Source organism: Leptothrix cholodnii SP-6 (assembly GCF_000019785.1).
Lineage (GTDB): Bacteria > Pseudomonadota > Gammaproteobacteria > Burkholderiales > Burkholderiaceae_C > Sphaerotilus > Sphaerotilus cholodnii.
Genome location: NC_010524.1, coordinates 242876 through 256616 on the forward strand (window position 1 = coordinate 242876; position 13741 = coordinate 256616).

Consider the following 13741-nt stretch of genomic DNA (forward strand, 5'->3'; position numbering starts at 1 on the left):
TCAGCGTTTGGGCGCCAGCATCGTACCGCGGCAGGTCTTGTGGCCGCACCAGCAGGCGTAGTCCTTCTTGAGCCGGGCGGTGTAGCGCTCGTCGATCACCAGCTGGTAGTCGAAGAACAGCTCCTCGCCGGCCTTGATGGCGCGCCGGGCCTTGATGAAGATGCGATCGCCGTCGATCTCGGCCTCGCAGTTGGGCGCGCAGGCGTGGTTGATCCAGCGCGCCGCGTTGCCGTTGACGGCGCCGTCGATGACCCGCTGCTCGTCGACGTGGAAGTAGAAGGTGTGGTTGGGCTGCGCGGGGTCGTGCGGATGGCGGCGCAGCGCCTCGTCCCAGCCGATCATCTCGCCCTTGTATTCGATCAGCAGCTCGCCTTTCTTCAGCGGCTGCAGCGCGAACACGCCCTTGCCGTGCACGCCCGAGCGGCGCACCTGGATGCGCCGCGGGTCCTTGCGCGGCGGTGCCTCGACCGCGGCGACCGGTGCGGGTTTCGGGGCTCGCGCGGGGCGCTCGGGGGCAGGGCTGGCTCGGCGCGTCGGCATGGGCGTTTTCAGATCTGGTTAGATTGAGGGTGTGAGCGCGCGCGCATGAGCGCGCGCACGTGTAACGCAGATTGTAGAGAGCGCACCGGCCCGGGGCCGGTGGCACAAGCAGGGTCAAGGAACATGAGCAAGTCACTGGTCATCGCCGAAAAGCCGTCCGTCGCGCAGGACATCGTGCGTGCGTTGACGACGACGTCGGGCAAGTTCGAGAAACACGCCGAACATTTCGAGAACGACCACTACGTCGTCTCGTCGGCGGTCGGCCACCTGGTCGAGATCCGCGCGCCCGAGGAATACGACGTCAAGCGCGGCAAATGGAGCTTCAACAACCTGCCGGTGGTGCCGCCGCACTTCGATCTGGAGCCGATCGACAAGAGCAAGGGGCGGCTCAGTGCGCTGGTCAAGCTGATCAAGCGCAAGGACGTCACCCATCTCATCAACGCCTGCGACGCCGGGCGCGAGGGCGAGCTGATCTTCCGCCTGATCGAGCAGTACGCGCTGGGCGCCAAGGTCGGCACCAAGCCGGTGCAGCGCCTGTGGCTGCAGAGCATGACGCCGCAGGCGATCCGCGACGGCTTCGAGAAGCTGCGCTCGGACGCCGAGATGCGCGGCCTGGCCGAAGCCGCGCGCAGCCGCAGCGAGGCCGACTGGCTGGTCGGCATCAACGGCACGCGGGCGATGACGGCCTTCAACTCGCGCGACGGCGGCTTCTTTCTCACCACCGTCGGGCGGGTGCAGACGCCCACGCTGTCGATCGTGGTCGAGCGCGAGGAGAAGATCCGCAAGCACGTCTCGCGGCCGTACTGGGAGGTGCGGGCCGACTTCGGCGCCGCCGCCGGCTTGTACGAGGGCAAGTGGTTCGACCCCAAGTTCAAGAAGGACGACGACCTCGAGCGCCGCGCCGACCGGCTCTGGAGCGAGGCCGAGGCCGACGCCATCGCCGCCGCGGTGCGCGGCCGGACCGGCACGGTGCGCGAGGAGGCCAAGCCCAGCACCCAGGCCAGCCCGCTGCTCTACGACCTGACGACGCTGCAGCGCGAGGCCAACGGCCGCTTCGGCTTCTCGGCCAAGACGACGCTGTCGATCGCCCAGGCGCTGTACGAAAAACACAAGGTGCTGACCTATCCGCGGACCGACGCCCGTGCGCTGCCCGAGGACTACGTGCCGGTGGCCAAGGAGACGCTGGCGATGATCGCCAGCGAGGACCTGCCCGGCCCCCTGCGCGAGCTGGCCCAGCATGCCCGCAAGGCGCTCGATGCCGGCTACGTCAAGCCGGTCAAGCGGGTGTTCGACAACAGCAAGATCTCGGACCACTTCGCCATCATCCCGACCCTGCAGGCGCCGCGCAGCCTGAGCGAGATCGAGGCCAAGCTCTACGACATGGTGGTCAAGCGCTTCATCGCGGTGTTCTACCCGTCGGCCGAATTCATGGTCACGACCCGCATCACCGAGGTGCCGGTGGCTCAGTCGGCGAGCCAGTCGCTGCCCAAGGGGGTGACCTCGCCGCTGCAGTTCCAGACCAACGGCAAGGTGCTGGTCAACCCGGGCTGGCTGGCGGTCTACGGCAAGGACGCGCAGGACGAGGACGCCAACCTGGTGCCGGTCAAGCCCGGCGAGACGGTGCAGGCTGAGGAGCTGCGCATCTCGCCGCTCAAGACCCGGCCGCCCGCGCGCTACAACGAGGCCACGCTGCTGAGCGCGATGGAAGGCGCCGGCAAGCTGATCGACGACGAGGAGCTCAAGGCCGCGATGCAGGAGAAGGGCCTGGGCACGCCGGCCACCCGCGCGCAGGTGATCGAAGGCCTGATCCTCGAGAAATACATGCTGCGCGAGGGCCGCGACCTGATCGCCACCGCCAAGGCCTTCCAGCTCATGACGCTGCTGCGCGGCCTGGCGATCGAGGACCTGACCAAGCCCGAGCTGACCGGCCAGTGGGAATACCAGCTCAGCCAGATGGAGAAGGGCCAGCTCAGCCGCGATGCCTTCATGCACGGCATCGCCGACATGGCGCAGCGCATCGTCAAGAAGGCCAAGGAATACGACCGCGACACCATCCCCGGCGACTACGCGACGCTGAAGGCGCCCTGCCCGAACTGCGGCGGCGTGGTCAAGGAGAACTACCGCCGCTTCGCCTGCGTCGGCCGTGACGCCAACGGCAGCAGCGGCGCCGAGGGCAGCGGCTGCGGCTTCTCGATCAGCAAGATCCCGGGCTCGCGCAGCTTCGAGCTGCACGAGGCCGAGGCCTTCCTGCGCGACCACAAGATCGGCCCGCTGGAGGGCTTCCGCTCCAAGGCCGGCTGGCCGTTCACGGCCGAGCTCAAGCTGGTGCGCGACGACGAGATCAACAACTGGAAGCTCGAGTTCGACTTCGGCGAGGACGCCAAGAAGGACGACGAGTCCGGCGAGCCGGTCGACTTCAGCGCCCAGACCAGCCTCGGCAGCTGCCCGAAGTGCAAGGGCCACGTCTACGAACACGGCACCAGCTACGTCTGCGAGCACGCGGTGGGCGCGCCCCAGACCTGCGACTTCAAGACCGGCAAGATCATCCTGCAGCAGCCCGTCACGCACGAGCAGATGAACAAGCTGCTGATCGAAGGCAAGACCGCGCTGCTCGACGGCTTCGTCTCCAACAAGACCAAGCGCAAGTTCAAGGCCTTCCTGGTGTTCGACAAGAAGGAGGGCAAGGTGGTGTTCGAGTTCGAGCCGCGTGCGGCGCGGGTGCCGGCCAAGAAGGCGGCCGCGAAGGCCTCATGACCATCCCCGAGGCGCTGCACCTGCTCGAAGTCGGTGCCCACAGCCACGACAGCGTGACCAGCCGGCTGGCGGTGCTGCACGCCCAGATCCGCCGCCTGGTGCCGGCGGTCGATCGCATCTCGTGCGCGCTCCACGAGCCTGAAGACGGGCTGCTCAAGACCTTCGTGCACAGCACGACCTCGGCCCAGCCGCTGCAGGCGTACCAGTTCCGGCTGGCCGACAGCGCCTCGCTGTCGGCGCTGGTGCGCGAGCGCGGCGAGCGGGTCATCGACGACATGCAGACCGAGCTGCACGGCCACGGCCATGCGCACACCGAGTGGCTGCTGGCGCAGGGTTATCGCAGCTCGTACACGCTGCCGCTGTTCGATCACGAGAACCTGATCGGCCTGCTGTTCTTCGACGCCCTGACGCCGTCGGCGTTCCAGCCGCTGGTCTGCGAGCGCCTGCGGCCCTACGCCAGCCTGATCGCGATGCTGCTGAGCCAGGAGCTGTCGACCATGCGCATGCTGGTCGGCTCGATCCAGATCGCCCGCGAGTTCGCCAACCTGCGCGACATCGAGACCGGCAGCCACCTGTCGCGCATGGCCGCCTTCGCCCAGCTGATCGCGCTGCGGCTGGCGCACGCACGCGGCTACGACGACGAGTTCATCGAGCATGTCTACCTGTTCGCGCCGCTGCACGACATCGGCAAGATCGGCGTGCCCGACCACATCATGCTCAAGCCCGGCGCGCTCGACGCCGACGAGTGGCGCCAGATGACCGAACACGTCGACAAGGGCGAGCAGATCGTCGAACGCCTGATCGAGACCTTCTCGCTGGCCCACCTGGCCGGCGTGCAGGTGCTGCGCCAGATCGTCGCCGGCCACCACGAGCGCATCGACGGCAGCGGTTATCCGCGCGGCCTGCGGGGCGCCGAGCTGCCGGACGCCGCACGCATCATCACGGTGGCCGACATCTACGACGCGCTGCGCAGCGAGCGGCCGTACAAGCCGGCCTGGCGCCACGACGAGGTCGCCGCCGAACTGCGCCGCATGGCCGCGGCCGGGCGGCTCGACGCCGAGATGGTCGAGGCCCTGCTCGCCGAGCCTGCCGCGCTGGAGGCCATCCGCACCCGCTTTCACGACGCCGATGGCGTGGCGGCCTGCTGAGCGGCGCCGCCGCCCGACGACATGACCTGGGATCTGGCCTACAAGCTGCTGGCGCTGTTCGCGATGATCGCGATCGGCTACGGCGCCACGCGCCTGGGCGTGCTCGGCGGCGCCGACGGGCAACGGGCGCTGGCCAGCGCGGCGTTCGGGCTGTTCCTGCCGGCGCTGCTGTTCCGCACCACCGCCGGGATCGACCTGTCCGACCTGCCGGGGCCGCTGCTGCTGGCGTTCTTCGGCCCGCTGGTGCTCTGGGCGCTGGCGATCTGGTACGTCTACCGGCGCCGCGGGCCGGCCCATCCGGCCGATCCGGCGGTGCGCGCGGTGTCGCTGAGTTTCGGCAACACGGTGCAGGTCGGCCTGCCGTTTGCCGCTGCGCTGTTCGGCGAGGCCGGGCTGCAGCTGCACCTGGCGATCGTCAGCCTGCACGCGCTGGTGCTGCTGAGCCTGCTGACGGTGCTGGCCGAGGTCGACATCGCCCATGCCGCCGCGCGCCGTGGCAGCGCGGCCGCGCTCGGCAGCCTGCTGCTGACCATCGCCCGCCAGACGCTGATCCACCCGGTCGTGCTGCCGGTGCTGGCCGGCCTGGCCTGGCACCTGACGGGCTGGCAGCTGCATCCGGTGGCCGACAACATGCTGCTCACGCTCGGCCAGGCCGGCGTGCCGCTGTGCCTGGTGCTGATCGGCGCCTCGCTGGCGCAGTACGGGCTGGGCAGCAGCTGGCAGCGTCTGCTGGGGCTGGTGATGCTCAAGCTGCTGTTGCTGCCGGCGATCGTGGCGGCGCTGGGCGTGTGGGTGTTCGGTCTGCGCGGCCTGCCGCTGGCGGTGCTGGTGATGGCCGCCGCGCTGCCCAGCGGCAGCAACGCGCTGCTGTTCGCGCAGCGCTACCGCACGCTCGAGGGCGAGGCCAGCGCGGCGATCGTGCTGTCGACGCTGGGCTTCGCGCTGACCGCGCCGCTGTGGCTGAGCCTGCTGCTCTGACGCCCTGACGCCCTGACGCCCTGACGCCCTGACGGGTGGTGCGCCTCAGCGCGGCCGCAATGCCAGCGGCCGGATGCCGGCGCTGGCGATGTGGTTCAGGAAGGGCTCGAGCGCCATCACCCGGCAGCTCAGCCGGCCCTGCATGGCCAGCAGCCCGACGTCGCCGCTGACCAGCACATGGGCGCGGCCGGCCATCGCCAGGCGCACGAAGGCGAGCGCCGCGGGCTCGTCGGCCGGCGCCGGCCCGCTGGCCTCGGGCACCCGCACCTTCAGGGCGTGCGGCAGGTAGTCGCCCAGCAGCTGTTCCTGCTCGTGGCGGCTCAAGCCGAGCTGCGGGCTCGCCAGCGATCGGGTCAGGTCGAGCACGGTGGCCTTGCACAGCAGCGGGCGGCAGTAGCCCTCCTGCCAGGCCCGCCGCAGCTGCGCTCCCGCGCCGCCGCCGAACATCAGCGCCGAGATCACCACGGAGGTCTCGAGCACCACGCGCGGCGGCCGGCCGGGGCGCGGCGGGGTCGGAATCGGGGAGGAGTGGCTCATCGCGGCCGGATTATCCCGACGGTGTGCGCTCCGGTGTGAACGACTCAGGACTATCCCGAGGTCAGGCCTGATTTCCATCAAGAATCTCACATCGCGAAATCGTTCTTGCGGGTTACTGCCGATCTTGTAAGCGAGCGTTGGAAACGCGTCAGGAATTGGTCAGTCCTCGCTTTGACAGTGCGCTCACGCGCTCAAGACGCCGTTTGCAGACGAATACAGGAGACAACATGTCCAGCATCCCGATCAATGCGACCAAGAAGGCCGTTCCGCCGGCCATGACACCCGAAGAGCGGAAGGTGATCTTCGCCTCCTCGCTGGGCACGGTGTTCGAGTGGTACGACTTCTACCTCTACGGCTCGCTCGCAGCCATCATCGCCAAGCAGTTCTTCGCGGGACTGGATGCCGGCTCGGCCTTCATCTTCGCGCTGCTCGCCTTTGCCGCCGGCTTCATCGTGCGCCCGTTCGGCGCGCTGGTGTTCGGTCGCCTGGGCGACATGATCGGCCGCAAGTACACCTTCCTGGTGACGATCCTGATCATGGGCCTGGCGACGTTCATCGTCGGCATCCTGCCCAACTACGAGTCGATCGGCGTGGCCGCGCCGGTGATCCTGATCGCGCTGCGCATGCTGCAGGGCCTGGCGCTCGGCGGTGAATACGGCGGTGCCGCCACCTACGTGGCCGAACACGCGCCGCACGGCAAGCGCGGCGCCTACACGGCGTGGATCCAGACCACCGCGACGCTGGGCCTGTTCCTGTCGCTGATGGTCATTCTCGGCACCCGCACCGCGATCGGCGAAGCCGCCTTCGCCGACTGGGGCTGGCGCATCCCGTTCATCGTCTCGATCGCCCTGCTGGCCATCAGCGTGTGGATCCGCCTGTCGATGAACGAATCGCCCGCCTTCAAGAAGATGAAGGAAGAGGGCAAGACCTCGAAGGCGCCGCTGTCGGAGTCGTTCGGCCAGTGGAAGAACCTGAAGATCGTGATCCTGGCGCTGATCGGCCTGACCGCCGGCCAGGCCGTTGTCTGGTACACGGGCCAGTTCTACGCGCTGTTCTTCCTGACGCAGGCCCTCAAGGTCGACGGCGCCACCGCCAACGTGCTGGTCGCTGCCTCGCTGGTGATCGGCACGCCGTTCTTCATCGTGTTCGGCGCGCTGTCCGACAAGATCGGCCGCAAGCCCATCATCATGGCCGGCTGCCTGATCGCCGCGCTGACCTTCTTCCCGCTGTTCAAGGCGCTGACCCAGGCCGCCAACCCGGACCTCGCGACGGCCCAGGCCAACGCCAAGGTCACCATCACGGCCGACCCCAAGGAGTGCTCGTTCCAGTTCAACCCGACCGGCACGAAGAAGTTCACCAGCTCCTGCGACATCGCCAAGCAGGTGCTGGCCGGCGCTTCGGTCAGCTACGACAACATCGAGGCCACCGGCCCCGCCAAGATCACGGTGGGCACGACGGTCATCGAGGGCTACACCTCGGCCGGCCTGGCGGCTGACGAAGCCAAGAAGAAGGACGCCGAGTTCAAGAAGGCCGTCGCCGATGCGCTCAAGGCCGCCGGCTACCCGGCCAAGGCCGATCCGGCCAAGGTCGACAAGCTGAAGATCATCGTCATCCTGACGATCCTCGTGATCTACGTGACGATGGTCTACGGCCCGATCGCGGCGATGCTGGTGGAGATGTTCCCGACCCGCATCCGCTACACCTCGATGAGCCTGCCGTACCACATCGGCAACGGCTGGTTCGGCGGCCTGCTGCCCACCACCGCCTTCGCCATCGTGGCGCAGACCGGCAACATGTACAACGGCCTCTGGTATCCGATCATCATCGCCGGCGCGACCTTCGTCATCGGCATGCTGTTCATCAAGGAAACCAAGGACGTCGACATCTACGCCGACGACTGAGCCTGAACGAGGCTGCGCAACCGGCGCCTCGTTCTCGCACAATGTCGAAGCGCCCTGCGGGGCGCTTCTTTCGTGATCACCCTCCCAACTCAATCAAGGATCCAGACATGTGGAAAATTGCAGTCGGCTTCGCCGCCTTCGCCGGCCTCGGGCTTTACATGCTGATGCAAAGCGGTGCCAACGTCGACATGGGCGGTGAGCAGCACGGCATGCCGGCTCACGAGGCCGCACCCGCCGCCTCGGCGCCGGCCGTGGCCGCTTCGGCCGCATCCGGCGCCTGAGCCGCCTGAACGCCGTGGGCCGCCTGCCCGCATCCCGCTGAGCCGGCCATGCGTGCGCCGCTCCTGAGCCAGCGCCTGGTCGCCTTGTTCGGGGCGGCGCTGCTGCTGTTCAACTTCCCGCTGCTGGCGCTGTGGGATCACGAGGCGATGGTCTTCGGCCTGCCGCTGTTCCCGGCCGCGCTGTTCGCGGTCTGGGCCGTGCTGATCGGCCTCCTGGCCTGGTTGATGGAGAGCTGAGACATGCTCTCGCCGGCCCTGGTGCTGGGTGCTTCGTTCGCCTACCTGACGCTGCTGTTCGCGGTCGCCTGGTGGGGCGACCGGCGCGCCGCGCAGGGCCGATCGGTGATCGGCAACGCCTGGGTCTACGCGCTGTCGATGGCGGTCTACTGCACCGCCTGGACCTATTTCGGCAGCGTCGGCCGGGCCGCCTCGGGCGGGGTCTGGTTCCTGCCGATCTACCTCGGCCCGATGCTGGCGATGGTGCTGGCCTGGTCGGTGGTGCGCAAGATGATCCGCATCGCGCGCACCTACCGCCTGACCTCGATCGCCGACTTCGTCGCCAGCCGCTACGGCAAGAGCCCGCTGCTGGCCGGCCTGGTGACGCTGATCACGGTGGTCGGCATCGTGCCCTACATCGCGCTGCAGCTCAAAGCCGTCGCCGGCGGCTACGCGCTGATGACCACGCCGCTGGGCGAGCCGCTGCTGGCCGCACCGGCCTTGTGGCGCGACAGCACGCTCTACGTCGCGCTGGCGCTGGCCGGCTTCACGATGGTGTTCGGCACCCGCCACCTCGACAGCACCGAGCGCCACGAGGGCATGGTGCTGGCGATCGCCTTCGAGTCGGTGGTCAAGCTGGTGGCGTTCCTGGCGGTGGGCGTGTTCGTCACCTGGGGCCTGTTCGGCGGGCCGGCCGACCTGTTCGAGCGTGCCGCCGCGGTGCCCGAACTGCGCCAGCTGCTGCGCCTCGAACAGGGCCGCAGCTTCCCGTATGCGCAGTGGTTCGCGCTGACGATGCTGTCGATGCTGTCGGTGATCTTCCTGCCGCGCCAGTTCCAGGTGATGGTGGTCGAGAACGTCGACGAGAGCCACCTCAAGCGCGCCGCCTGGGCCTTTCCGGCCTACCTGCTGCTGATCAACCTGTTCGTGCTGCCGATCGCGCTCGGCGGCCTGCTGTATTTCTCGGCCGGCGGCATGAACGCCGACAGCTTCGTGCTCAGCCTGCCGCTGGCCGGCGGCCAGTCGGCGCTGGCGCTGATCGCCTTCGTCGGCGGGCTGTCGGCGGCCACCGGCATGGTGATCGTCGAGGCCATCGCGGTCTCGACGATGGTCTGCAACGACCTTGTCATGCCGCTGCTGCTGCGCTGGCCGCGCTGGTCGCGCGCCGGTGACCTGACCGGGCTGCTGCTGGCGATCCGGCGCGCGGCGATCGTCGCCATCCTGCTGCTCGGCTACCTGTACTACCACCTGGCCGGCGAGGCCTACGCGCTGGTCAGCATCGGCCTGATCAGCTTTGCCGCGGTGGCCCAGTTCGCGCCGGCGATGCTCGGCGGCATGTACTGGCAGGGCGGCACGCGCAATGGCGCGCTGGCCGGGCTCGCGGCCGGCTTTGCGGTCTGGGCCTACACGCTGATGCTGCCGTCGCTGGCCAAGTCGGGCTGGTTGCCCGACACCTTCCTGCGCGACGGCATCGGCGGCATCGCGCTGCTGCGGCCCGAGCAGCTGTTCGGTCTGGGCGGGCTCGACAACCTGACGCACTCGCTGTTCTGGAGCCTGCTGGCCAACGTCGGCGCCTACGTGGTGATGTCGCTGGCGCACCGGCCGACCGCGCGCGAGCTGAGCCAGGCGCTGCTGTTCGTCGAGGTCTTCGGCGCCGCCGGCCAGGGCAGTGCCGCGACGGCACCGGTGTTCTGGCGCGGCCGGGCGCGGGTCGAGGACCTGCGCGCGCTGGCGGCGCGTTTCCTCGGCGAGGCCAAGGCGCGCGAGCTGTTCGAGCGCCATGCGCGCGAGCTGGGCCTGGCGGACGTCTCGCAGCTGCAGCCCGACGGCCGGCTGGTGCACCGGGTCGAGACCCAGCTGGCCGGCGCGATCGGCAGCGCGTCGGCGCGCGTGATGGTGGCGTCCACCGTCGAGGAGGACACGCTCGGCCTCGACGACGTCATGCGCATCGTCGACGAGGCCTCGCAGCTGCGCGCCTACTCGCGCCAGCTCGAGGAGCAGCAGGCCTCGCTGCGCCGCGCCACCGACGAGCTGCGCGCGGCCAACGAGAAGCTGCAGGGGCTCGACCGCCTGAAGGACGATTTCATGTCGTCGGTGACGCACGAGCTGCGCACGCCGCTGACCTCGATCCGCGCGCTCGCCGAGCTGATGCGCGACGAGGCCGACATGCCCGAGGCGCAACGCCAGCAGTTCATGACCATCATCGTCGGCGAGACCGAGCGCCTGTCGCGGCTGGTCAACCAGGTGCTCGACATGGCCAAGATCGAGTCCGGCCACGCCACCTGGATCGACGACGACGTCGACCTCGTGGCGCTGGCCGGACACGCCGCGCAGACCCTGGCCGAGCTGATGCGCGAGCGCGGCATCACGCTGCAGCTCGACCTGCCGGCCGAGCCGCTGCCGACGTTGCGCGCCGACCCCGACCGGCTGCTGCAGGTGCTGCTCAACCTGCTGTCCAACGCCGCCAAGTTCACGCCGGCCGGCGCTGGCCGCATCGTGCTGACGGTGCGTGGTGATGCGCAGGGCGCGACCGTCACGGTGGCCGACAACGGCCCCGGCGTGCCGGCCCACGAGCAGGCGCTGGTGTTCGAGAAATTTCGCCAGGGTGGCGACGGCCTGAACCGGCCGCAGGGCACCGGACTGGGCCTGCCGATCTGCCGCCAGATCGTCGAGCATTACGGCGGGCGGATCTGGCTGCGATCCGATCCGGGTCAAGGTGCGACATTCGGCTACACGCTACCGTGGACAGCCGCGGCGGCGGGAGGCATGGTGCCCACCATGAACACGATGCAGGAGACAGCCCATGAGCCACAAGATACTGATCGCCGATGACGAGCCCAACATCCTGATCTCGCTCGAATACCTGATGAAGCGCCAAGGCTTCGACGTCCGCCTGGCGCGCGACGGCCAGGAGGCGCTCGACGCGGTCGCCGCCGACTGCCCCGACCTGCTGCTGCTCGACGTCATGATGCCGCGCAAGAGCGGCTTCGACGTCTGCCAGGCGCTGCGTGCCGACGAGCGCTACAACGCGCTGCGCATCCTGATGCTGACCGCCAAGGGCCGCGACACCGATCTGGCCAAGGGCCTGGCGCTGGGCGCCGACGGCTACATGACCAAGCCCTTCTCGACCCGCGAGCTGGTCGAGCGCGTCAAGGCGATGCTGGAGGCGCCGCGGTGAAACCGGGCCTGCGACTGGCCGGCCTGCTGGGGCTGGTCGGCGTCTTGCTCCTGCTGTGGCTGGGGCTGACCGGCGCGATGGTCTGGTCGTCGCTGGCGCAGGCCGAGCGCGCGGTGGTGCGGGCGGCGCTCGAACCGCATGCGGGGCTGGTGGTGATGGCCTTCGGTCTCGGCATGCTGGGACTGGCCGCGGCGCTGCATGCCTGGCTGCTGCCGCGGCTGGCCGCACCCGCGCAGCTGCTCGACCAGGTGCGCGTGCTGCGCGACACCGACGTGCAACGCGAGATCACGCCCGCCGGCAGCGCCACGCTGCGCGCGCTGGCCGAGGCCGTCAACGAGCTGGTGCGCCAGCGCGAGGCACTGCGCCAGGACATGGCCGCGCAGGTGCTCGCCGCCAGCCGCGGCGTCGAGCTCGAGCGCAGCCGACTGGCCGCGCTGATGGCCGAGCTGACGCAGAGCGTGGTGGTCTGCAACCTCGACGGCCGGGTGCTGCTCTACAACAACCGTGCCCGCATGCAGTTCCGCGCGCTGTCGTCGGCGCCGTCGCTGGCGGGTGGCTCGGAGCTGCTCGGCCTGGGCCGCTCGATCTACGCCGCCTTCGATCCCAAGCTGGTCACGCACGCGCTCGAGAGCATCCAGCAGCGCCTGCAGCGCGGGGCGGACAACCCGCTGGCGCAGTTCGTCACCATCACCCGCTCGGGCCAGCTGCTGCGGGTGCAGATGGCGCCGGTGCGCGAGGTCGCACCCGCCGACGGCAACGCCGTGGCCGATCCGGCGGCGCTGTCGGGTTTCGTGCTGATGCTCGACAACGTCACCCGCGAGTTCGAGCAGGACACCCTGCGCGACCAGCTGCTGCACGGCCTGACCGAAGGCAGCCGCGGCTCGCTCGCCAACCTGCAGGCCGCGGTCGAGATGCTCGACGACGACGGCCTCGACGATGCCCTGCGCCAGCGCTTTCACGGCGTCATCCGCGACGAGGTGCGCGCCATGAGCGCGCGCATCCAGACCCTGGCCGACAGCGCCACCGAAGGCATCAAGACCCGCTGGCCGATGGAGGACATGCTCGGCGCCGACCTGGTCGCCGCCGCGCAGCGCCGCATCGAGAGCCAGCTCGCGCTGCGGGTGTCGCAGGCCGAGGTCGACACCGCGCTGTGGCTCAAGGTCGACAGCTACTCGCTGCTGCTGGCGCTGCATTACCTGGCCGGGCGGCTGCAGGACGAGTTCGAGACCAAGCTTGTGCAGTTGCGCATCGCCGCGGCGCCGGGCGGCCAGCACGCCCACCTCGACCTGATCTGGATGGGCCAGTCGCTCAGCACCGAGACCGTGATGAGCTGGGAGCTCGACCCGATGCGCATCGGCGCCGAGACCAGCCCGCTGAGTGTGCGCGACGTCGCCGACCGCCACGGCGGCGAGTTCTGGTTCGAGCGCGAGCGGGTGCGGCATCAGGCCTTCTTTCGCTTCCTGCTGCCGCTGGCCGCGCCGCAGGAACAGCTCGACGCCAGCCGCCTCATGTCCGCCATGCACGCCGAGGGCCGGCCGGAGTTCTACGATTTCGACCTCTTCAAGCGCCTGGAGCAGCACCACGTGCTCGACGAGCGCCGCCTGGTCGACCTGGCCTACACCGTGTTCGACACCGAGACCACCGGCCTCAATCCGTCCGATGGCGACGAGATCATCCAGATCGGTGCCACCCGCATCAGCGGCGGCAAGCTGCGCCGGCAGGAGAGCTTCGAGCAGCTGGTCGATCCGCAGCGGCCGATACCGCCCGCGGGCATCCCGATCCACGGCATCAAGCCCGACATGGTGGCCGGCCAGCCGACCATCGATCACGTGCTGCCGGCCTTCCACGCCTTTGCGCAGGACACCGTGCTGGTGGCGCACAACGCCGCCTTCGACATGCGTTTCCTGCAGCTCAAGCAGGACCGCACCGGGCTCGTCTTCGACCAGCCGGTGCTCGACACGCTGCTGCTGTCGGCGGTGGTGCACCCCAACCAGGAATCGCACCGACTCGAGGCGATCGCCGAGCGCTTCAGCATCACCGTGGTCGGCCGCCACACCGCGCTGGGCGACGCGATGGTGACGGCCGAGGTCTTCGTGCGCCTGATCCCGCTGCTGCACGCGATGGGCATCGAGACGCTCGGCCAGGCGCGCGAGGCGGCGCAGAAGACCTATTACGCGCGGCTCAAGTACTGAGTGCCCCCAAGGCCGC

Annotated in this window: 11 protein-coding genes; 9 read left to right on the top strand and 2 right to left on the bottom strand. The window is 69.3% G+C overall.

The window, feature by feature from the left end:
• Nucleotides 1-540 carry an SET domain-containing protein gene (locus LCHO_RS01140; protein ID WP_012345265.1) on the bottom strand — a complete coding sequence of 180 codons (540 nt, stop codon included), beginning with the start codon at nucleotides 538-540 and terminating at the stop codon, nucleotides 1-3.
• A gap of 123 nt (nucleotides 541-663) precedes the next feature.
• Here LCHO_RS01140 and LCHO_RS01145 point away from each other — a divergent pair, with 123 nt between their 5' ends.
• The 3 genes from LCHO_RS01145 to LCHO_RS01155 are packed head-to-tail and all read left to right on the top strand — an operon-like array spanning nucleotide 664 to nucleotide 5420.
• Nucleotides 664-3294 (top strand): DNA topoisomerase III, encoded by a 2631-nt coding sequence (locus LCHO_RS01145; RefSeq protein WP_012345266.1) that lies wholly within the window; start codon nucleotides 664-666, stop codon nucleotides 3292-3294.
• Nucleotides 3291-4442 carry an HD-GYP domain-containing protein gene (locus tag LCHO_RS01150; RefSeq protein WP_012345267.1) on the top strand — a complete coding sequence of 384 codons (1152 nt, stop codon included), beginning with the start codon at nucleotides 3291-3293 and terminating at the stop codon, nucleotides 4440-4442. Before LCHO_RS01145 ends, LCHO_RS01150 begins: the two co-directional genes overlap by 4 nt.
• 21 nt (nucleotides 4443-4463) lie before the next feature.
• Nucleotides 4464-5420: an AEC family transporter gene (locus LCHO_RS01155; protein ID WP_012345268.1), complete on the top strand. Its 957-nt coding sequence runs from the start codon at nucleotides 4464-4466 to the stop codon at nucleotides 5418-5420.
• 45 nt (nucleotides 5421-5465) lie between these two features.
• On the opposite strand, the gene LCHO_RS01160 is transcribed toward LCHO_RS01155, so the two are convergent.
• Nucleotides 5466-5957 (bottom strand): PIN domain-containing protein, encoded by a 492-nt coding sequence (locus LCHO_RS01160; protein WP_012345269.1) that lies wholly within the window; start codon nucleotides 5955-5957, stop codon nucleotides 5466-5468.
• Between the two features lie 227 nt (nucleotides 5958-6184).
• Here LCHO_RS01160 and LCHO_RS01165 point away from each other — a divergent pair, with 227 nt between their 5' ends.
• The 6 genes from LCHO_RS01165 to LCHO_RS24085 all read left to right on the top strand — a co-directional run bounded on the left by LCHO_RS01165 (nucleotide 6185) and on the right by LCHO_RS24085 (nucleotide 13725).
• The gene (locus tag LCHO_RS01165; protein WP_012345270.1) at nucleotides 6185-7858 is read left to right on the top strand and encodes an MFS transporter; all 1674 of its coding nucleotides are present in this window, start codon (nucleotides 6185-6187) and stop codon (nucleotides 7856-7858) included.
• Nucleotides 7859-7965: 107 nt separating this feature from the next.
• Nucleotides 7966-8139: a hypothetical protein gene (locus tag LCHO_RS23580; protein WP_012345271.1), complete on the top strand. Its 174-nt coding sequence runs from the start codon at nucleotides 7966-7968 to the stop codon at nucleotides 8137-8139.
• Between the two features lie 48 nt (nucleotides 8140-8187).
• Nucleotides 8188-8376: a hypothetical protein gene (locus LCHO_RS01170; protein ID WP_012345272.1), complete on the top strand. Its 189-nt coding sequence runs from the start codon at nucleotides 8188-8190 to the stop codon at nucleotides 8374-8376.
• A gap of 3 nt (nucleotides 8377-8379) precedes the next feature.
• The gene (locus tag LCHO_RS01175; RefSeq protein ID WP_012345273.1) at nucleotides 8380-11187 is read left to right on the top strand and encodes a sensor histidine kinase; all 2808 of its coding nucleotides are present in this window, start codon (nucleotides 8380-8382) and stop codon (nucleotides 11185-11187) included.
• Entirely contained in the window at nucleotides 11159-11533 is a 375-nt protein-coding gene (locus LCHO_RS01180; protein WP_012345274.1) for a response regulator transcription factor, read from the top strand. Before LCHO_RS01175 ends, LCHO_RS01180 begins: the two co-directional genes overlap by 29 nt.
• Nucleotides 11530-13725: a 3'-5' exonuclease gene (locus LCHO_RS24085; protein ID WP_012345275.1), complete on the top strand. Its 2196-nt coding sequence runs from the start codon at nucleotides 11530-11532 to the stop codon at nucleotides 13723-13725. Before LCHO_RS01180 ends, LCHO_RS24085 begins: the two co-directional genes overlap by 4 nt.
• Nucleotides 13726-13741: the final 16 nt, after the last annotated feature.